This window comes from Allorhizobium sp. GW101-3B10 (assembly GCF_059424725.1).
In genome coordinates, this window is sequence record NZ_JBWKZR010000001.1 from 4,112,004 (window position 1) to 4,131,540 (window position 19,537).

17 protein-coding genes are annotated in these 19,537 nt (G+C 64.1%); 12 read left to right on the top strand and 5 right to left on the bottom strand.

Annotated elements, in window-relative coordinates:
* The first annotated feature begins 81 nt into the window (after positions 1-81).
* Positions 82-960: a pyridoxal kinase PdxY gene (gene pdxY / locus AC07Y0_RS20245; RefSeq protein ID WP_498679461.1), complete on the top strand. Its 879-nt coding sequence runs from the start codon at positions 82-84 to the stop codon at positions 958-960.
* A gap of 82 nt (positions 961-1,042) precedes the next feature.
* Positions 1,043-1,684 (top strand): carbonic anhydrase, encoded by a 642-nt coding sequence (locus AC07Y0_RS20250; protein ID WP_498679462.1) that lies wholly within the window; start codon positions 1,043-1,045, stop codon positions 1,682-1,684.
* A gap of 50 nt (positions 1,685-1,734) precedes the next feature.
* On the opposite strand, the gene AC07Y0_RS20255 is transcribed toward AC07Y0_RS20250, so the two are convergent.
* Positions 1,735-1,863: a hypothetical protein gene (locus tag AC07Y0_RS20255; protein ID WP_498679463.1), complete on the bottom strand. Its 129-nt coding sequence runs from the start codon at positions 1,861-1,863 to the stop codon at positions 1,735-1,737.
* Here AC07Y0_RS20255 and AC07Y0_RS20260 point away from each other — a divergent pair.
* Positions 1,862-3,421 (top strand): GGDEF domain-containing protein, encoded by a 1,560-nt coding sequence (locus AC07Y0_RS20260; protein WP_498679464.1) that lies wholly within the window; start codon positions 1,862-1,864, stop codon positions 3,419-3,421. The genes AC07Y0_RS20255 and AC07Y0_RS20260 overlap by 2 nt on opposite strands.
* Before the next feature lie 20 nt (positions 3,422-3,441).
* Here the strand turns inward: AC07Y0_RS20260 and AC07Y0_RS20265 are convergent, their stop codons facing one another.
* Both AC07Y0_RS20265 and AC07Y0_RS20270 read right to left on the bottom strand, forming a co-directional pair.
* Positions 3,442-4,263, bottom strand: a complete 822-nt coding sequence (locus AC07Y0_RS20265; RefSeq protein ID WP_498679465.1) for a lytic murein transglycosylase — start codon at positions 4,261-4,263, stop codon at positions 3,442-3,444.
* Positions 4,264-4,435: 172 nt separating this feature from the next.
* Entirely contained in the window at positions 4,436-5,470 is a 1,035-nt protein-coding gene (locus AC07Y0_RS20270) for an aspartate-semialdehyde dehydrogenase (RefSeq protein WP_498679466.1), read from the bottom strand.
* A gap of 587 nt (positions 5,471-6,057) precedes the next feature.
* Between AC07Y0_RS20270 and AC07Y0_RS20275 the strand changes: the two genes are divergently transcribed.
* Both AC07Y0_RS20275 and AC07Y0_RS20280 read left to right on the top strand, forming a co-directional pair.
* Positions 6,058-7,935, top strand: coding sequence for an MFS transporter (locus AC07Y0_RS20275; protein ID WP_498679467.1), 1,878 nt, complete (start codon positions 6,058-6,060; stop codon positions 7,933-7,935).
* Between the two features lie 155 nt (positions 7,936-8,090).
* Positions 8,091-8,648, top strand: coding sequence for a GNAT family N-acetyltransferase (locus AC07Y0_RS20280; RefSeq protein ID WP_498679468.1), 558 nt, complete (start codon positions 8,091-8,093; stop codon positions 8,646-8,648).
* A gap of 3 nt (positions 8,649-8,651) precedes the next feature.
* Here the strand turns inward: AC07Y0_RS20280 and AC07Y0_RS20285 are convergent, their stop codons facing one another.
* Positions 8,652-9,050 carry a DUF2794 domain-containing protein gene (locus AC07Y0_RS20285; protein WP_498679469.1) on the bottom strand — a complete coding sequence of 133 codons (399 nt, stop codon included), beginning with the start codon at positions 9,048-9,050 and terminating at the stop codon, positions 8,652-8,654.
* Positions 9,051-9,222: 172 nt separating this feature from the next.
* On the bottom strand, positions 9,223-10,164 hold the full coding sequence (locus AC07Y0_RS20290) for a LysR family transcriptional regulator (protein WP_498679470.1): 942 nt from the start codon (positions 10,162-10,164) through the stop codon (positions 9,223-9,225).
* A 171-nt stretch (positions 10,165-10,335) separates the two neighbouring features.
* Here AC07Y0_RS20290 and chvE point away from each other — a divergent pair, with 171 nt between their 5' ends.
* From chvE to AC07Y0_RS20325, 7 genes are all read left to right on the top strand, one after another.
* Complete coding sequence (chvE, locus tag AC07Y0_RS20295; RefSeq protein WP_498679471.1) at positions 10,336-11,406, top strand: multiple monosaccharide ABC transporter substrate-binding protein; 1,071 nt, start codon at positions 10,336-10,338, stop codon at positions 11,404-11,406.
* Between the two features lie 117 nt (positions 11,407-11,523).
* Positions 11,524-13,059 (top strand): multiple monosaccharide ABC transporter ATP-binding protein, encoded by a 1,536-nt coding sequence (gene mmsA / locus AC07Y0_RS20300; protein ID WP_498679472.1) that lies wholly within the window; start codon positions 11,524-11,526, stop codon positions 13,057-13,059.
* Complete coding sequence (mmsB, locus tag AC07Y0_RS20305; RefSeq protein ID WP_498679473.1) at positions 13,059-14,270, top strand: multiple monosaccharide ABC transporter permease; 1,212 nt, start codon at positions 13,059-13,061, stop codon at positions 14,268-14,270. Before mmsA ends, mmsB begins: the two co-directional genes overlap by 1 nt.
* A gap of 10 nt (positions 14,271-14,280) precedes the next feature.
* Positions 14,281-15,246, top strand: coding sequence for an AraD1 family protein (gene araD1, locus AC07Y0_RS20310; RefSeq protein ID WP_498679474.1), 966 nt, complete (start codon positions 14,281-14,283; stop codon positions 15,244-15,246).
* Positions 15,247-15,299: 53 nt separating this feature from the next.
* Positions 15,300-17,045: an L-arabinonate dehydratase gene (gene araD, locus AC07Y0_RS20315; RefSeq protein WP_028737833.1), complete on the top strand. Its 1,746-nt coding sequence runs from the start codon at positions 15,300-15,302 to the stop codon at positions 17,043-17,045.
* Positions 17,046-17,055: 10 nt separating this feature from the next.
* A complete protein-coding gene (locus AC07Y0_RS20320) occupies positions 17,056-17,991 on the top strand; it encodes a Gfo/Idh/MocA family protein (protein ID WP_498679475.1) in 936 nt (311 codons plus the stop codon).
* A gap of 23 nt (positions 17,992-18,014) precedes the next feature.
* Entirely contained in the window at positions 18,015-19,529 is a 1,515-nt protein-coding gene (locus AC07Y0_RS20325) for an aldehyde dehydrogenase (NADP(+)) (RefSeq protein WP_498679476.1), read from the top strand.
* Positions 19,530-19,537 lie beyond the last annotated feature (8 nt).

Below are 19,537 nucleotides of genomic sequence, written 5' to 3' on the forward strand. Positions count from 1 at the left end.
ATATCCGATACCGAGGACGCCGATATTGACAGGCTGGGGCGAAAGGGCCGATCAACGGCGCAACCAAATGGATCTTCAGTCATGACAGAGCAGTCGCAGGGCGCGGTCATCGTCATCTCGAGCCACGTCGTGCGCGGCTCGGTCGGCAATCGCGCGGCGGTTTTTGCCCTTGAGAGCCTCGGCTTTCCCGTCTGGGCCCTGCCGACGGTGGTGCTGCCGTGGCATCCCGGACACGGTCCGTCGACCCGGCTCACCTTCACCGAAGACGACTTCGACCATGCCGTCGACGACCTTATCCGCGCACCCTGGCTGTCCGAGGTGAAGGCCGTCCTGACGGGTTATTTCGGCAATGCTGCCCAGGCCCGTTCGGTGGCGCGGCTGGTCAAGGCGCTGCGCGCACGCGATCCCGACCTTCTCTATGTCTGCGATCCGGTGATGGGCGATGTCGGTGGTCTCTACATCCGCGAGGAGACGGCGGTCGCGATCCGTGACGAACTCATTCCACTGGCTTCCGTCGCCACCCCCAATCGCTACGAGCTGGAATGGCTGGTCGGCGGCAAGCTGTCGTCCAATGCGGAAATCATCGAGGCGGCGCTGTCGCTTGGTCCCTCGCGCATGCTCGTCACTTCTGCGGTGCCGATGATGGCCGGCGGGACCGGCAATCTCTATCTCAGCGGAAAACACGCCCTGCTCGCCGAGCACCGGCTCATCGACAATCCGCCCAACGGGCTCGGCGATCTCACCTCGGCGCTGTTCCTGGCGCGGTTGCTGGCCGGCGTGCCGGACGAGCGCGCCCTGCAACTGACGACGGCGAGCGTCTTCGAGGTGCTGGCGCGCACCGCCAAACGCGGCGGTGACGAACTGACCCTCGAAAGCGATGCCTCCAGCCTCTCGACGCCCATGGCGCTTGTCCAGATGCGCCACCTCATGCATCCATCCCAGCGCCCGAAGCGCAGCTAGACGCGATTCGCTCTGCTGCTTTGCGTTCGAAGCTTGCGCGAAGCTGTTGCCTTCAGGGCCGGCCCGCGCTAATCGGAAAGACATGAAGCGCTTCCCAACCACTCTTCTCAATGGCTACCGCAACTTCATGAGCGGCCGTTACGTCGATGAGCGAGAACGCTATCGCGTTTTGGCGGATCAAGGGCAGAAGCCGCATACGCTGGTGGTCGCCTGCTGTGACAGCCGCGCCGCGCCCGAGACCATCTTCGATGCAGGCCCAGGTGAACTCTTCGTGGTGCGCAACGTGGCGAACATGGTCCCGCCCTACGAGCCGGACGGCCAGTACCACTCCACCTCGGCCGCGCTCGAATTCGCCGTCCAGGCCTTGAGGGTCCGCGATATCATCGTCATGGGCCATGGCCGGTGCGGCGGCATCCGCGCCGCGCTCGATCCGAATGCGGAGCCGCTTTCACCGGGCGATTTCATCGGCAAGTGGATGGGGCTCGTCAGCACCGCCGCCGAGCAGCTGCAGAACAATTCGGTGATGACCGCCACCGAACGCCAGACGGCACTCGAACGGATTTCGATCCGCAACTCGATCGCCAATCTGCGCAGCTTTCCCTGCGTGAAGATCCTCGAGGAGCGCGGCAAGCTGCAGATCCATGGCGCCTGGTTCGATATCGCCAACGGCGAATTGTGGATCATGGACCCGGATACCCGCGACTTCGTCCGCCTCGAGCCGTGACGGAAGAGGCCTCGGCCTCTCCTCTTTTCTGCTACTAATTTAGAGAATGTTTATGCCGAGCCGGTAAAGATGTCCGGCTCGGCCGTGGTTCGCCACCATGGCTGCGAGCGATCCTTCGCGATCGACAGGACAGCGGCAGGTGTGCGGATGGATCTGCAAGCTACGAAAAAGGTCGTCATGGCGGCCCTCCTTCTGCCCGGCCTGGTCATGGGCGCCGAGGCCGTCCTCCTGATCGACGGCGCGCTCAACAGATTGCGCATCCTCGAAGCAGACAAGAACTATGCCTATGTCACCTCGGATGCTGGCCGGCTCGGCTCTTCGACCATTCCGACCGAGGCGCATGAGACTATCCGCTACCTGTCCGAGCCCGGCGAGGCGAACCCTGTCCGTCTGCAGCAGGCCCGCGGCGCCGTCGACCGGGACTTCGCCCGGCTGATGACGGAACTCGCCGAATTCGGCGACAAGCGGCCGGTGCTCAGGACCTATGGCGAGAGACTGCGCCTCGCGGTCGACGGGATCCATCGCTACCGCATCCGGGTCGACAACGGCAATGCTGTGACCGAAGAGATCATCGGCCGATATAAGCCGGCATCCGACATCAATGTCGACCTGGTCGACGTTCTGCGCTTCGAGATCGCCGATCCGGTGCTGTCCCGCAAGCTCCACATGTTCGTCAGCCTGCTCAAGGCCAACGAGTCGGGCCTGGTCGCCGGCTTCTACGGAACGGAATATCTGCGCGGCCGCACCCTGTCGGCCGGCGACCTGGACACGTTCGTCCGGGCGGCGGCGATGAAGAATGAATCGCTGCACCAGCTCGCGGTGCATCTTTCCAGCGCCAGCCTGAAGCAGATGCTCGACTTCGAGGAAACTCCGTCGGGACAGTGGCTGAAGGAGACCACCCGCGAAATTCTGGCGGGCACGGCCTTGCCGTCGCGCCCGCTATTGCAGCGCTGGACGCGCGAAAACGAGGCCAGGGTCGCCTTCTGGCAAAGGGGTATCGCCCAGGTGATCGGCGAGATCCGCCAGTCCGGCGACACGCTCGCGGCCGCGGCGCGGCATCAGCTGCTCGTCCTCGTCGGTGCCATCGGCGTGCTGTCGCTGCTGCTGGGCCTAGTGATCGTGCTTGCGATCAAGGGCGTCGCGCTCGCCTCCCGCCTGCTGCGCGAGCGCGAGCTTCTCGTCGAGGAATTGCGCAATGCCGCACAGACCGACCACCTGACCGGGCTTTTCAATCGTCGCGGCTTCGACGGCATGACACGGGTTCTCCTGGAGGCAGGCAGCATGCAGGCCGTTTCGGTGGTGATCTTCGATCTCGACCGCTTCAAGCAGGTCAACGACATCCACGGCCACCAGGCCGGCGATGTGGTGCTCCAACGCATCGGCGAGATTGCCCGCTCCATGTTCCGGTCGGGCGATCTGCTGGCACGGCACGGCGGCGAGGAATTTCTCGCGCTGCTGCCGGACTGTCATCTGGAATCCGCAGCCGAGGTCGCGGAGCGGGTGCGGGAGGCGATCGAAGGCACGGAATTCGCGCTGGACAACGGGACGGTGATGCGGGTGACCGCGAGCTTCGGCTGCGCCAGCGGCGAGGCGCCGATCGGCACCCACATTATTCCCGAGCTGATCCGGCGAGCGGATCTCGCGCTCTACACGGCGAAATTCGCCGGCCGCAACCGCGTGGCGCTTGATGGCGAAAGCGATGTGCTGACCGCCGAGAGACGGGCCGTGCAGGCCTGAGCGGCCTGCCTCAAGCGTGCTTATTCGCCGTCGATCCGGGCGCCGATATGGGCGATGGCCTGCTGGTAGACGGTGGCCGCATTCCACTGCTGCAAGGCACCGTAATTGGCCTGGCCCGGCTGATAGCCGCCGCCGGGCTGCCAGCCGTGACCGCGCAGGAAGTTGGCAGTCGAGGCGAGCGCATCGGCGCGCGAGCGGACGAGATCGACGCGGCCGTCGCCGTCACCGTCGACACCGAACGTCACCACATTGCGCGGAAGGAACTGCGTCTGGCCGATTTCGCCATGGGCTGCGCCCCGTGCGGTCATCGCCAGCGTGCCGCTTCCGGCGAGCTGCAGCGCCGCATAGAACTGGTCGGTAAAATATTCGGTGCGCCGGCAGTCATAGGCAAGCGTCGCTACGGCCGAGAGAATGTGCTCGTTGCCCATGTAGGAGCCGAAGCCGGTTTCCATGCCCCAGATCGCGATCAGCGGGCCGGCCGGCACGCCGTAGCGCTGCTCGATCCTGGCGAACAGCGAGGCATTGTTCTTCTTCATGCCCTTGCCGCGCGAGATGATCGTCGCACCGCCGCGTTTCTGCATGAATTGATCGAAGGACAGCTTGAAGCTCTTCTGGCCGCGGTCGGCGCGGATCGTCGCTTTGTTGTAGTTGACGCCGGCGAAGACCTTGTCGAGGAGCTTGGGGCTGACACCCCTCGCGCTTGCTTCCGACTTGAACTCCTGCTTCCAAGCGTCGAATCCGGCCGAATTATTACCGCATTGAGCCGCAGCAGCCACGCCCGTGGCGGTTGAAAACACGGCCGCCGTGAGAAACGCCGCCGACAGGAACTTGTTCAGTCGCATCTATGCCTCGTATTCTGCGATTAAGACTTTGTCCGCAACATGCCAGCGAGCGCTGATTCTGTCACGCGGCGTGACGCTGTTTCGATAGTGCTTTCGCTCTCTTTGCGATCACGAAAAGCGGAGATGTGTCCGGCCCCTGGCCCGGCTGGACCGAGGGGCCGGAATTCACGGCTCAGGCCGCAGCCTTCTTCGGCTTGATCAGGCCGCGATTGATGAGCAGTTCGGCAATCTGCACGGCGTTGAGGGCCGCGCCCTTGCGCAGGTTGTCGGAAACGATCCACATGTTCAGGCCGTTCTCGACGGTTGCGTCTTCGCGGATGCGCGAGATGAAGGTCGCATCCTCGCCGGCGCATTCGAGCGGGGTGATGTAGCCGCCGTTTTCGTGCTTGTCGATGACGAGGCAACCGGGAGCCTCGCGCAGGATTTCCCGCGCCTGGTCGGCGGTGATCTCGTTTTCGAATTCGATGTTGACCGATTCCGAGTGGCCGATGAAGACCGGCACGCGCACCGCGGTGCAGGTTACCCTGATCTTCGGATCGAGCATCTTCTTGGTTTCGGCGAGAACCTTCCACTCTTCCTTCGTGTAGCCGTCTTCCATGAACACGTCGATATGCGGGATGACGTTGAAGGCGATGCGCTTGGTGAACTTCTTCGCCTCGATCGGATCGGCGACGAAGACGGCGCGGGTCTGGGTGAACAGCTCGTCCATGCCTTCCTTGCCGGCACCGGAGACCGACTGGTAGGTCGACACGACGATGCGCTTGATCTTGGCGAAGTCATGCAGCGGCTTCAGCGCGACGACGAGCTGGGCGGTCGAGCAATTCGGATTGGCGATGATGTTGCGCTTCTTGAAATCGACGATGGCGTCCGGGTTCACTTCCGGAACGATCAGCGGAACGTCGGCGTCGTAGCGCCAGGCCGAGGAGTTGTCGATCACGACGCAACCCTGGGCGCCGATCTTCGGCGACCACTTCTGCGAGATCGTGCCGCCGGCGGACATCAGGCAGATGTCGGTGCCGGTGAAGTCGTAGTTCTCGAGGTTCTGGACCTTCAGCACCTTGTCGCCGAAGGAGACTTCCGTGCCCTGGGAGCGGGCGGAAGCGAGCGCCACCACCTCGTCGGCGGGAAAGCCGCGCTCGGAGAGGATGTTGAGCATTTCGCGCCCGACATTGCCGGTGGCGCCTACGATAGCGATCTTGAAACCCATTTATATGCTCTCTTTCTGTCTCTCCTCGGGGTGGTGAGGGGGAGAGCCGCGCCAGGGCGCGCCTTCCTTGTCCCCGGCCGTGCCGGGGAGAGAGCGGGGGCCAGAGACGTCAGACGGTTTTGGTCGTCGTTTTGGCCTTGGTCGTGAATGAAACGGAAAAACGCATGCCCATCCCGGCGCCGTGCGCCAGGCTCGATCTGTCGGCAATGTGCGAGCAGAAAGAATACATGAGCGAATCCCTATTCGCGCCGAGCTATTAGAAGGTTTTGGCCGAGAGTCAAGCAAAAGCGCGGCCGGCGCCCTGCCCCTGCCTCACGCACCCAGCGGTACCCTGCGGGTCGTCATCCCGCAGCCGATCTGGCGTCACAACCATCGGATGCCGCAAATGGGCCTGAAACGGAGCCGCTCTAGCGCAAATGCGACCGCATTGAACAGGCGTCTTAGACTTAAGTCATAAGCCCAAAGCATCTCTCTTGATTTCTCCCGTTTTCTGCCAGTTTGTAAACAACCCGTAACCGCGACATAGCGACCCGGAGGAGTGGTGGGTCGGCGGTCGGCGGGGAACGTAATCTTGTGGAGGAATTACAATGGCAAATGTCGCAGCCGTTAGCGGCTCGCCTCGGGGCATGACTGCCGAAGAGCGCAAGGTCATCTTTGCGTCGTCTCTCGGTACGATTTTCGAGTGGTACGATTTTTATCTCTACGGTTCGCTGGCCATCTACATCGGCGCAACCTTCTTCTCGCAGTATCCGGAAGCGACCCGGAACATCTTCACCCTGCTCGCCTTTGCCGCAGGCTTCCTGGTCCGCCCGTTCGGCGCGCTGGTCTTCGGCCGTCTCGGCGACATGGTCGGCCGCAAGTACACCTTCCTCGTCACCATCCTGATCATGGGCGCCTCGACCTTCCTGGTCGGCTTGCTGCCCGGTTCGGCCACCATCGGTATCGCCGCTCCGATCATCCTGATCGGCCTGCGCATGCTGCAGGGCCTGGCGCTCGGCGGTGAATACGGCGGTGCTGCAACCTATGTTGCGGAACATGCACCGCATGGCCGCCGCGGTTTCTACACCTCGTGGATCCAGACGACCGCCACCCTCGGCCTCTTCCTCTCGCTGCTGATCATTCTGGGCATCCAGACGGTCATGGGCAAGGAAGCCTTCGCCGACTGGGGCTGGCGCATCCCGTTCCTTCTCTCCGCGCTGCTCCTCGCCGTTTCGGTCTGGATTCGTCTGAAGATGAACGAATCCCCGGCCTTTACGAAGATGAAGGAAGAAGGCACCCGTTCGAAGGCGCCGATCTCCGAAGCCTTCGGTCAGTGGAAGAACGCCAAGGTCGCCATCCTCGCCCTGCTCGGTGCCGTCGCCGGTCAGGCCGTGGTCTGGTATTCCGGCCAGTTCTACGCGCTGTTCTTCCTGCAGAACGTGCTCAAGGTCGACCCGCAGGCCGCCAACATCATGGTTGCCATCGCGCTCGCCATCGGCACCCTGTTCTTCGTCGTATTCGGCTGGCTGTCCGACAAGATCGGCCGCAAGCCGATCATCATGGCCGGCCTGCTTCTCGCCGTTCTCACCTATTTCCCGCTCTTCAAGGCCATGACCCAGTTCGGTAACCCTGCCCTGTTCGCGGCGCAGGAAAGCATCCGTGCAACGGTTACCGCCGATCCGGCAGACTGCACCTTCCAGTTCAACCCGACGGGTACTGCGAAGTTCACCACCTCCTGCGACATCGCGACTTCGACGCTGACCAAGAATTCGGTTCCGTATGATGTCGTCGCCGGCCCGGCCGGCTCGGTTGCCACGATCAAGATCGGCGATGCCACCATCGAGAGCTATGACGCCGTCAAGGCGGCCGACCAGTCCAAGGCTCTGGATGCCAAGATGCAGAAGGGCATGAACCTTGCCCTGCAGTCCAACGGCTATCCGCTGGTCCGCGCAGCCGCCAAGGTTCCGGATGTGAAGCTCGACGCCTTCGTCGCCGGCAACCCGGAACTCGCCCTGGACGCTGTTGCCATCCGCGCAGGCGAAAAGGCCATGGTTCCGACGGCCGATCTGGTCAAGGAAAAGCTCCTGACGGCCGAAGAAGCTGCCGCTGCTCCCGAAATGGCCGTCTACACCATCGCCAACGGCGGTGCGTTCAAGATGGTCGCCGACCCGGCCAAGGTCAGCTGGACCGGCGTCATCGCAGTCCTCACCGTGCTGATGATCTACGTCACCATGGTTTACGGCCCGATCGCCGCGATGCTCGTCGAGATGTTCCCGACCCGCATCCGCTATACCGGCATGTCGCTGCCCTACCACATCGGCAACGGCTGGTTCGGTGGTCTTCTCCCGGCAACGGCCTTCGCCATGAGCGCCGCCAAGGGCGATATCTACTACGGTCTCTGGTACCCGATCATCGTCGCTGGCGCGACCTTCGTCATCGGCATGATCTTCCTGAAGGAAACCAAGGACAACGACATCAACGCCTGAGGCGGACGATGTGACGCATTCCGGGAGTTCGCTCCCGGGGAAGCCCGGCGCCGACGCGCCGGGCTTTTTTCGTTGAGGCGCGAGGCCGGGCCGCTTGAAAGCCCGGTGGCGCTATGGAAAACTGGGCCATCCTGCCCAGCCTCCCGGTGACCTCCATGACAGTGACGCTCAGAAACGCCAGTGCGGCCGACATCGCCGCGATCACCGGCATCTACGCCGATGCGGTCATGACGGGCACGGCGAGTTATGAACTGGTGCCGCCGGACGAAGACGAGATGAAGTCGCGCTTCGAGGCGATCACGCGGCAGGGCTATCCCTATATCGTCGCCGTCGACCCGTCGGGCGAGGTGCTTGGCTATGCCTACGCTTCGGCCTTCCGTACGCGCCCCGCCTATCGCTGGCTGGTCGAGGATTCGATCTATCTGGCGCCCGCGGCGCGGGGCCGGGGCATCGGCCGCCTCCTGCTCGAGGAGCTTGTGCGGCGCGCGACCGATCTCGGCTTTCGCCAGATGGTCGCCGTCATCGGCGGTGCGAGCCTCGCCTCGATCGCCGTTCATCGCTCCTGCGGTTTCCGCATGGTCGGCACGCTCAACGGCACGGGTTTCAAGCTCGGCCAGTGGCTCGATACGGTGTTCATGCAGATCGCGCTGGGCGAGGGGGACACGTCCGATCCGGATCCGTCACGCTATCCCGGGACGCTCTTTGCCGGATGAGTCCTATTCGACGAGCTTCAGCGACTTGTCGAACACCTTCAGCACCTGTTTCAACTCGTGGCCGCGCTTGAGGATGCGGCCGTCCGCGCCGATGACGGAGAAGGCGCCCTGCTTGCCGGCGAGCTTCGGATTCTTCTCTATGCGGTAAAGCGGGAACTCGCCCGAACGCTTGAACACGGAAAACACCGCCCGGTCCTTGAGGTGGTCGATGGCGTAGTCGCGCCATGCGCCTTCGCCGACCATCCGGCCGTAGATCCACAGGATGGCGTCCAGTTCGCGGCGGTGGAAGGTGACGGGCAGCGGATCGCGGGCCTGGCGATATTCGCGGATATCGACGACGGATGCGGGGCTCGGTTCCTGGCTTCCGAACTCATCGGGCCCTGTATCCGACTGATCGCTCATCAATGCTTCAAAACCTCGCCTTCGTGACGGATGAATGACAGTCTGCCTCAAGAGGCCGAAATTGCAAGTCTTGGCGCGTCCGGCGGGCATGAACCGGCTCGCCCGTCGCGGATGCACGGAGCGGCGCAGTCCCCAGGTCCGGTCGAGGGTGGGGCGATCCGCAGCGGTCCGTTCAGACGCGCCGGCGGCTGTCGAACTCGCGGGCCACCAGATCGCGCATACGCGTGGCGATCGGGCTCATCCGCTTGCCCGCAAGGCTGATCAGGTGATAGGGCGCGACCGAGATCTCCTGCCGGACATCGAGCCGGGTGACGCCCGTGCCCGTCGTGTGCCGGCACAGCAGCTCCGAGAGTTCGCGCGACATCGGCGCGATGGCGTTCGAGGCGGCGAGCATGGCGATCATCACCAGCAGCGAGGTCGTGTTGACGATGTTGGAAGGGATCGGCGCGCCCTGGGCGACGAACACGCCTTCCAGCGCCTGGCGCATCGGCGCACCCGGCGCCTGCATCACCCAGGGGAAATGGACGAGGTCCGACATCGTCAGTCTCTCGGCATTGGCCAGAGGATGATTCTGGTGCACCAGCAGGTCCACCTCCTCGCTCAGCATGCCGGTGATCGAGAACTGGCGGGCGTCGATGCCGGCGGGAATGCGCCCCAGGACGAAATCCAGCTGTCCCGCCAGCAGGTCGGCGATCAGCGAGCCGCTGGCGGCCACGTCGACATGGATGTCGACCGTCTCGGTCTCCGCTTTCAGCGCCTGGATCGCCGGCACGACGTAGCCGACGGCGCCGCCGGTCACGGCGCCCACCCGCACGGTGCCGGTCAGTCCGCGGCGGATCGCCTCCACCTCGCGGGCCGCTTCCCGGATCTCCTCCAGCAGGTTTTCGGCCCGCCGCGCGAGCGCGCTCCCGATCGCCGTCGGCTCCATGCCCTTGGGCGTACGCACGAAGACCGGCGCGTCCACCTGGCGTTCTATGTCGGCCAGCATGCGCGACGCGGCGGGCTGCGTCATGGCCAGCGCATTGGCCGCGAGGCTGAGCTGGCCGTATTCGGCAACGGCGCGAATCAGGCTGAAGTGCTTGGGCAGAAGGCGGTTGGCAAGGATCTCAGGCATGATTCACATATCAATCACGGTATGCAGAAAGTCAAATTATTCATTTGATCGGTATATCCGAGGCACTAAGACTCGCCTCGGATCAGGCGGGGCTCATGCAGTCGCCGGTTCTTGCAGTGTGCGGTTGCCGGAAGGAGCTGGGACCGCACGATCAGCCAAGGGAGGAATTCCGTGAAGAAAATCACCACTCTTATTGCGTCTGTCGCGCTGGGCATTTCGATGTTCGCGTCGCAGGCAATTGCGGAAACGAAGGGCGTAGTCGGTATTTCGATGCCGACCAAGACGTCGACGCGCTGGATCTCGGACGGCGAGACCATGGAAAAGCTGTTCAAGGATGCCGGTTACGAGCCGGACCTGCAGTTTGCTGACGACGATATTCCGAACCAGCTTGCCCAGATCGAGAACATGGTCACCAAGGGTGCCAAGGTCCTCGTGATCGGCGCCATCGACGGCACCACGCTGTCGGACATCCTGCAGAAGGCTGCCGACGCAGGCGTCAAGGTCATCGCCTATGACCGACTGATCCGCGACAGCGGCAATGTCGACTACTATGCCACCTTCGACAACTTCCAGGTCGGCGTCCTGCAGGCAACCAGCCTGGTTGACGGCCTGAAGGCGAAGTTCCCGGACACCAAGCCGTGGAACGTCGAACTGTTCGGCGGTTCGCCGGACGACAACAACGCCTTCTTCTTCTACGACGGCGCCATGTCGATCCTGCAGCCGATGATCGACAGCGGCGAAATCGTCGTGAAGTCGGGCCAGCAGGGCATGGAACAGGTCGGTACGCTCCGTTGGGACGGCACCGTCGCCCAGGCGCGCATGGAAAACCTGCTGTCCTCGACCTACACCGACGCCAAGGTCAACGGCGTTCTGTCGCCCTATGACGGTCTGTCGATCGGTATCCTCTCGGCCCTGAAGGGCGTCGGCTACGGCTCGGGCGACATGGTCATGCCGGTCGTCACCGGTCAGGACGCCGAGCTTCCCTCGGTCAAGTCGATCCTCGCCGACGAGCAGTACTCGACCGTGTTCAAGGACACCCGCGAACTCGCCAAGGTCGCCGTCTCGATGGTCGAAGCCGTCATGGAAGGCAAGGAGCCTGAGGTGAACGACACCAAGACCTACAACAACGGTGTCAAGGTCGTTCCGTCCTACCTGCTCAAGCCGGTTGCCGTGGACAAGGCCAACATCAAGGATGTCATGGTCTCCTCCGGCTACTACACCGCCGAGCAGATCGACAACTGATCCTCTGTGATCGACGGGGGTCCGCGAACAGTCGCGGACCCTCTTTCCATAGCGTATAAGGAGCTTGCGCCTTCGGCTTGACGTCACCGTCGTCGAACGCGCGCCGGAATTCTGCACATGGACAACATCATTCTCGAGATGCGCGGCATCACCAAGACGTTTCCGGGCGTGAAGGCCCTGGACAATGTCAGCTTCAAGGTGCGCGAGGGCGAGATCCACGCGCTGGTCGGCGAAAACGGCGCCGGCAAGTCGACGCTGATGAAGGTGCTTTCGGGCGTCTATCCGGCCGGCACCTATGACGGCGAGATCCATTTCGACGGCGAAGTGCGCCGCTTCTCGACCATTTCCGACAGCGAAGAACTCGGCATCATCATCATCCACCAGGAGCTGGCGCTGGTGCCGCTTCTGTCGATCGCCGAAAACATCTTCCTCGGCAACGAGATCGCCGACAAGGGCGTCATCAACTGGCCGGCGACCTTCGCTCGCACCCAGGAGCTGCTCGCCAAAGTGGGCCTCAAGGATTCGCCCTCGACCCGCATCACCGACATCGGCGTCGGCAAGCAGCAGCTGGTGGAAATCGCCAAGGCGCTGTCGAAGAAGGTGCGCCTGCTCATCCTCGACGAACCGACCGCCTCGCTCAACGAGACCGATTCGGATGCGCTGCTGACCCTGCTGATGGAATTCCGCAAGCAGGGCATGACCTCGATCATCATCTCCCACAAGCTGAACGAGATCCGCAAGGTCGCCGACCAGATCACCATCCTGCGCGACGGCGGCACGGTCGAGACGCTCGACTGTCACGGCGCCGACATCAGCGAGGACCGCATCATCCGCGGCATGGTCGGCCGCGCCATGGAAGACCGCTACCCGCCGCGCCAACCGAAGATCGGCGAGACGCTGCTCGAGGTGAAGAACTGGAACGTCTTCCACCAGAACCACCGCGACCGCCAGTTCCTGCACGACGTCAATTTCACCGTGCGCTCCGGCGAGGTCGTCGGCATTGCCGGCCTTATGGGCGCGGGACGTACCGAAACGGCGATGAGCATCTTCGGCAAGTCCTGGGGCCACAAGATCACCGGCGAAGTCGCCATGCACGGCAAGCCTGTGGATGTCAGCACCATCCCGAAGGCGATCGCCGCGGGGCTGGCCTACGTCACCGAGGACCGCAAGCATCTCGGTCTCGTGCTCAACAACAACATCATGCACAACACGACGCTGGCCAATCTCGACGCGGTGTCGGCGCGCGGCTTCATCGACGAGCGCAAGGAGGCGCGGGTCGCCTCCGACTACCGCTCCAAGCTGCGCATCCGCTCGCACTCGATCTACCAGGAAGCCGTCAACCTGTCCGGCGGCAACCAGCAGAAGGTCGTGCTGTCGAAGTGGCTGTTCACCGATCCGCAAGTCCTGATCCTCGACGAGCCGACGCGCGGCATCGATGTCGGGGCGAAATTCGAAATCTACACCATCATCAACCAGCTTGCCGCTGAAGGTAAGGGCATCCTGATGATCTCGTCGGAAATGCCCGAACTGCTCGGAACCTGCGACCGCATCTACGTGATGAACGAGGGCCGGATCGTCGCCGAGCTCTCGAAGGAAGAGGCGAGCCAGGAATCCATCATGCGCGCCATCATGCGCTCGGGGGAGAAACACTAATGGCTATCGAAACCCGCACTGAAACCCCCAACGTTTCCGTCAGCGACTACCTGCGGAAGAACATCCGCGAATACGGCCTGCTTCTGGCGCTCGTCGTGATCATGCTGCTGTTCCAGTTCCTGACCGGCGGCGTCCTGTTCAAGCCGGTCAACATCACCAACCTGGTGCTGCAGAACTCGTTCATCGTCATCATGGCGCTCGGCATGCTGCTGATCATCGTGGCGGGGCATATCGACCTGTCGGTCGGCTCGATCGTCGCCTTCATCGGCGGCATATCGGCGATCATGCTGGTCAAATGGGGCTGGCATTTCTCGCTGGTCGTGCCGCTCTGCCTGATCCTCGGCGCCGCCATGGGCGCTGCCCAGGGCTACTGGGTCGCCTACCAGAAGATCCCGTCCTTCATCGTCACGCTGGCCGGCATGCTGGTCTTCCGCGGCCTGACCTATGTCGTGCTGCAGGGCCGCCCGATCGGTCCGTTCCCCAAGGAATTCCAGCTGCTGTCGACCGGCTTCATCCCGGACTTCCTGTCCTTCACCGATCCGGCCACCAGCATCATCAAGAACTACGTGGCGCTGATCGCGGTCCTGGCGCTTGTCGGCTGGGCGATCTATTCGGGTATGAAGAACCGTCGCCTCAACGACCAGCACGGCACGCCGAACGAGCCCTTCGTGTTCTTCGCCGGCCAGATGGCGGTGATCAGCGTGGTCGCCATCTTCCTCGGCTTCCAGCTGTCCACCTATCGCGGCCTGCCGAACGTGCTCGTCGTCATGGGCGTGCTGATCGCCTTCTACACCTTCGTCACGACCCGTTCGACCATCGGCCGGCGCATCTACGCCATGGGTGGCAACGAGAAGGCCACCAAGCTTTCGGGCATCAATACCGAACGGCTGACCTTCTACACCTTCGTCAACATGGGCGTGCTCGCGGCGCTTGCCGGCATGATCATCGCGGCCCGCCTCAATTCGGCGACGCCGAAGGCCGGCGTCGGCTTCGAACTCGACGTCATCGCGGCCTGCTTCATCGGCGGCGCCTCGGCGTCCGGCGGTGTCGGCAAGATCATCGGTGCGGTGATCGGCGCCTTCATCATGGGCGTGATGAACAATGGCATGTCGATCATGGGCATCGGCATCGATTACCAGCAGCTCATCAAAGGTCTGGTGCTGCTCGCGGCCGTGTTCTTCGACGTCTACAACAAGAACAAAGCAGTCTGAGGTAAGACAAATGCATCTCTCGCAATTGAAGGATGGTGGCGTCATCTGCCGCCAGGGGGAATCTGCGCGCCTCGTTCCGGGCTTCTCCTCGACCTATGAGCTTGCCCAGGCCGCGATCGCCGCGGGCGTGTCGCTGGCCGACTGCATCGCCCGGCGCGGCGAAGGCCAGGCCATCGATCTCATGGCCCTGGCGGCCGCCGGCAAGCTCGACTGCCCGGTCCGCCATCCGGATCCGGCTCACATGTTCCTCACCGGCACCGGCCTTACTCACACCGGCTCGGCATCGGCGCGCGACAGCATGCATGCCGATACCGTCGGCATGAGCGATTCGATGAAGATGTTCCGCATGGGCATCGAGGGCGGCAAGCCCAGGCCCGGCGAGACGGGCGTCCAGCCGGAATGGTTCTACAAGGGCACCGGCGTCAACGCGGTCGCCCCCGGCGATCCGCTCGTGTCGCCGTCCTTCGCGCTGGACGGCGGCGAGGAGCCCGAGATTGCCGGCTTCTACTTGATCGGCAAGGACGGTACGCCGTTCCGCATCGGTTTTTCGCTGGCCAACGAATTCTCCGACCACGTCACCGAGAAGATCAACTATCTCTATCTCGCCCATTCGAAGCTCCGCCCCGCCTCCTTCGGGCCCGAGCTCTTGGTTGGCACGCTGCCGTCGCATATCGACGGCACGTCGCGCATCCTGCGCGGCGGCAAGGTGGTCTGGGAGAAGCCCTTCCTGTCAGGCGAGGACAACATGTCCCACACGATCGCCAACCTCGAATACCACCACTTCAAGTACGACCTCTTCCGCCAGCCGGGAGACCTGCACGTCCACATGTTCGGCACCGCGACGCTGTCCTTTGCCGACGGCATCAAGGCCGAGGATGGCGACGTGTTCGAAGTCCAGGCGGTCCAGTTCGGCCTTCCGCTCAAGAACGCCCTGGCCCGCGCCAACACCGAAGCCATCGACGTAACCACGCTCTGAACGCCAGCGCCCAAATCCGGCGACGCCTTCAGGTAAAGAGACAGAGAACAGCCATGAGCGCTTTCAAACCGGCAGTTTGGCCCCGCAAGCTGAGATCCCAGGAATGGTTCGGCGGCAATACCCGCGACAACATCTACCATCGCGGCTGGCTGAAGAACCAGGGGCACCCGCACGACCTGTTCGACGGTCGCCCGGTGATCGGCATCATGAACACCTGGTCTGATCTCACCCCGTGCAACGGACACCTGCGCGAACTCGCCGAGAAGGTGAAGGCGGGCGTGTGGGAAGCCGGCGGCTTCCCGGTCGAGGTGCCCGTGTTCTCGGCGTCGGAGAACACCTATCGCCCGACGGCGATGATGTACCGCAACCTTGCCGCCCTCGCGGTCGAGGAAGCGATCCGCGGCCAGCCGATCGACGGCGTCGTGCTGCTGGTGGGCTGTGACAAGACCACGCCGTCGCTGCTGATGGGTGCCGCCTCCGTCGACCTGCCGGCAATCATGGTGTCCGGCGGTCCGATGCTGAACGGCTATTTCCGCGGCGAACGCGTCGGCTCTGGCACCCACCTGTGGAAGTTCTCGGAAGCCGTGAAGGCCGGCGAGATGACCCAGGAGGAATTCCTCGAGGCCGAGGCCTCGATGTCGCGCTCGACGGGCACCTGCAATACCATGGGCACGGCCTCGACCATGGCCTCCATGGTCGAATCGCTCGGCATGACGCTCTCCGGCAATGCCGCGATCCCCGCCGTCGACAGCCGCCGCCGCGTCATGGCGCAGCTCACCGGCCGCCGCATCGTGCAGATGGTCAAGGATGACCTGAAGCCCTCCGACATTCTGACCAAGGCCGCGTTCGAAAATGCCATCCGCACGAATGGCGCGATCGGCGGCTCGACCAATGCCGTCGTGCACCTGCTGGCCATTGCCGGCCGAGTCGGCATCGATCTGTCGCTGTCCGACTGGGACCGCTGTGGCCGCGACGTGCCGACGATCGTCAACCTCATGCCGTCGGGCGAATACCTGATGGAAGAGTTCTTCTACGCCGGCGGCCTGCCGGTGGTGCTGAAGATGCTCGGCGAAGCCGGCAAGCTGACCAAGGATGCGCTCACCGTCTCCGGCGGAACGATCTGGGACGAGGTCAAGGACGTCCGCAACTGGAACGACGACGTCATCCGTCCGGTCGAGCGCGCGCTCACCCAGCAGGGCGGCATTGCCGTGCTCAAGGGCAATCTGGCGCCGAAGGGCTGCGTGCTGAAGCCGTCGGCCGCCTCGCCGCACCTGATGCAGCACCGCGGCCGCGCCGTGGTGTTCGAGGACATCGACGACTACAAGGCGAAGATCAACGACGAAAATCTCGACATCGACGAGAACTGCGTCATGGTCATGAAATATTGCGGCCCCAAGGGTTATCCGGGCATGGCCGAGGTCGGTAATATGGGCCTCCCGCCCAAGGTTCTGCGCAAGGGCATCACCGACATGGTCCGTATCTCGGATGCGCGCATGTCCGGCACGGCCTATGGCACGGTGCTGCTGCACACCTCGCCGGAAGCCGCCGTCGGCGGACCGCTGGCCGTGGTGCGCAACGGCGACATGATCGAGGTCGACGTCGCCAATCGCCGCATTCATCTCGACATTCCGGATGAGGAACTGCAGCGGCGTCTCGCCGCCTGGCGCCCGGCCGCCGAACCGCCGGCCAGCGGTTACGCCCGCATGTTCCACGAGCATGTCGAGGGTGCCGATACCGGCGCCGACTTCGACTTCCTCAAGGGTTGCCGCGGCTCCGCCGTCGGCAAGGACTCGCACTGAGAGGCAGACGATGACCGCCCAGACCCGTATCCCGCTTGCGCTTGCCGGCGTCGGCAAGATCGCCCGCGACCAGCATATCCCGTCGGTCGCGGCAGGCAGCGATTTCGAGCTGAAGGCGGCGATCAGCCGCCACGGCAAGATCGAGGGCATCGAGAACTTCGAGGATTTCGATGCCTTCCTTTCCAAGCGGCCGGACATCAAGGCGGTGTCGCTCTGCACGCCGCCGGAAGTCCGCTTCGCCATGGCGCGCAAGGCGATCGCCGCCGGCCATGACGTGCTGATGGAAAAGCCGCCGGCCACCACGCTCGGCGAAGCCGAAACGCTGGCGGCTCTTGCCCGCGAAGCCGGCGTCACGCTCTTTGCCACCTGGCATTCGCGATTCGCGCTCGGCGTCGAGCCGGCCCGTGCCTGGCTCGCCGACAAGGCGATCCGCTCCATCTCCATCGTCTGGAAGGAAGACGTCCGCCGCTGGCATCCCGGCCAGGCCTGGATCTGGGAACCGGGCGGCTTCGGCGTCTTCGATCCGGGCATCAATGCCCTGTCGATCCTGACCGCGATCGTGCCGGGGGCGATCCTGGTCGAGGCGGCAAGCCTGTCCTTCCCGTCGAACCGCAAGCAGCCGATCGCCGCCGACATCGCCATGCGCACCGTCTCGGGCGCACCGGTCTCGGCCGCCTTCGACTGGCGCCAGGAAGGCCCGCAGACCTGGGACATCACGGTGGAAACCGATGCCGGCACCCTGCGTCTTTCCAAGGGCGGCTCCGAACTCTTCATCGACGGCGTGGAAAAGTCTTCTGGACCCGACCGCGAATATGCCGGTATCTACGAGCGCTTCGCCACGCTGATCCGCAATCGCGAGAGCGACGTGGACTACCAGCCGCTCCGCATCGTCGCGGACGCCTTCCTGTGCGGTGAGCGCCGGGAAGTCGAGGCGTTCGAAGACTGAAAGCAACAGCAAGGATATGCGTCATGGCCTATGAATTCACCGGCAAACACCTGATCGCCGGCCGCTGGGTAGCGGGCGACGAAAGCTTCGCCTCCTCGCCCGCCGAAGGCCCTGTCCGGCACTATTCGATGGGTTCGGCAGCCCTGGTGGACGAGGCCGTCCGTGCGGCGGAAGCCGCCTTCGAGACCTATGGCTATTCCAGCCGGGCCGAACGCGCCGCCTTCCTCGAAGCCATTGCCGAGGAGATCGACGCGCGCGGCGACGACATCACCGAGATCGGCTCCGGCGAGACCGGCCTGCCCAAGGCCCGCCTCGTCGGCGAGCGCGGCCGCACCGTCGGCCAGCTGCGCCTGTTCGCCGCGCATATCCTCAAGGGCGAGTATCTCGACCGCCGCCACGACCCGGCCTTGCCGGATCGCCAGCCGCTGCCGCGGCCGGACCTCAAGCTGATGCAGCGGCCGATCGGCCCGGTCGGCGTGTTCGGCGCGTCCAATTTCCCGCTCGCCTTCTCGACCGCCGGCGGCGATACGGCATCCGCCCTTGCTGCCGGCTGCCCGGTCGTGGTCAAGGGCCACGAGGCGCATCCCGGCACCGCCGAGATCGTCGCGGCCGCCATCGATGCGGCGATCAAGCGTTGCGGCATCCATCCCGGCGTCTTCTCCCTGGTCCAGGGCGGACGTCGCGAAGTCGGCACCGCGCTGGTCGAGCATCCGCTGATCCGCGCCGTGGGCTTTACCGGCTCGCTCGGCGGTGGTCGCGCGCTCTTCGATCTCTGCGCCCGCCGTCCGGAACCGATCCCGTTCTTCGGCGAGCTGGGGTCGGTCAACCCGATGTTCATGCTGCCGGAGGCGATGGCCAAGCGCGGTGAAGCGATCGCCAAGGGCTGGGTCGGTTCGCTCACCATGGGTGCCGGCCAGTTCTGCACCAATCCCGGCATCGTCGTTCTGATCGCCGGTCCTGAGGCCGATGCCTTTGCCGCCGCCGCCGAGCAGGCGCTGGGCGCCGTCGGGCCGCAGACCATGCTGACCGAAGGCATGGCCAATGCCTACCGCTCCGGCGCGACGAAGATCGCCGCAGCCGATGGCGTGCGCGCCGTGCTCACCTCCACCTGCGACCTGCGCAATGCGACGCCCTATCTCTTCGCCACCACCGGCAAGGACTGGCTCGCCAACCATGTGCTCGGCGAGGAAGTGTTCGGCCCGCTCGGCATGATCGTCACCGTTTCGGACGCCGAAGAGATGCTGGCTGTCGCCCGCAGCCTTGCCGGGCAGCTGACGACCTCGCTTCACCTCGAAGCCGGCGACGAGGCGATTGCCGCCAAGCTCCTGCCGATCCTCGAACGCAAGGCCGGCCGACTTCTGGCCAACGGCTTCCCGACCGGCGTTGAAGTGGCCGATGCCATGGTGCATGGCGGTCCCTATCCGGCCTCGACCAATTTCGGCGCGACCTCCGTCGGCACGATGGCGATCCGCCGCTTCCTGCGGCCGGTCTGCTACCAGGACATCCCGGTGGCGCTGCTGCCCGAAGACCTGCGTTAAGGGGTAAG

Bases quoted from the DNA above. Each gene is read 5' to 3' on its own strand.
- AC07Y0_RS20275 (WP_498679467.1), top strand. From the start codon at position 6,058: ATGGCAAATGTCGCAGCCGTTAGCGGCTCGCCTCGGGGCATGACTGCC.
- AC07Y0_RS20325 (WP_498679476.1), top strand. From the start codon at position 18,015: ATGGCCTATGAATTCACCGGCAAACACCTGATCGCCGGCCGCTGGGTA.
- pdxY (WP_498679461.1), top strand. From the start codon at position 82: ATGACAGAGCAGTCGCAGGGCGCGGTCATCGTCATCTCGAGCCACGTC.
- AC07Y0_RS20320 (WP_498679475.1), top strand. From the start codon at position 17,056: ATGACCGCCCAGACCCGTATCCCGCTTGCGCTTGCCGGCGTCGGCAAG.
- AC07Y0_RS20265 (WP_498679465.1), bottom strand. From the start codon at position 4,263: ATGCGACTGAACAAGTTCCTGTCGGCGGCGTTTCTCACGGCGGCCGTG.
- AC07Y0_RS20260 (WP_498679464.1), top strand. From the start codon at position 1,862: ATGGCGGCCCTCCTTCTGCCCGGCCTGGTCATGGGCGCCGAGGCCGTC.
- AC07Y0_RS20280 (WP_498679468.1), top strand. From the start codon at position 8,091: ATGACAGTGACGCTCAGAAACGCCAGTGCGGCCGACATCGCCGCGATC.
- AC07Y0_RS20285 (WP_498679469.1), bottom strand. From the start codon at position 9,050: ATGAGCGATCAGTCGGATACAGGGCCCGATGAGTTCGGAAGCCAGGAA.
- AC07Y0_RS20250 (WP_498679462.1), top strand. From the start codon at position 1,043: ATGAAGCGCTTCCCAACCACTCTTCTCAATGGCTACCGCAACTTCATG.
- araD1 (WP_498679474.1), top strand. From the start codon at position 14,281: ATGCATCTCTCGCAATTGAAGGATGGTGGCGTCATCTGCCGCCAGGGG.
- mmsB (WP_498679473.1), top strand. From the start codon at position 13,059: ATGGCTATCGAAACCCGCACTGAAACCCCCAACGTTTCCGTCAGCGAC.
- AC07Y0_RS20290 (WP_498679470.1), bottom strand. From the start codon at position 10,164: ATGCCTGAGATCCTTGCCAACCGCCTTCTGCCCAAGCACTTCAGCCTG.
- AC07Y0_RS20255 (WP_498679463.1), bottom strand. From the start codon at position 1,863: ATGACGACCTTTTTCGTAGCTTGCAGATCCATCCGCACACCTGCCGCT.
- araD (WP_028737833.1), top strand. From the start codon at position 15,300: ATGAGCGCTTTCAAACCGGCAGTTTGGCCCCGCAAGCTGAGATCCCAG.
- AC07Y0_RS20270 (WP_498679466.1), bottom strand. From the start codon at position 5,470: ATGGGTTTCAAGATCGCTATCGTAGGCGCCACCGGCAATGTCGGGCGC.
- mmsA (WP_498679472.1), top strand. From the start codon at position 11,524: ATGGACAACATCATTCTCGAGATGCGCGGCATCACCAAGACGTTTCCG.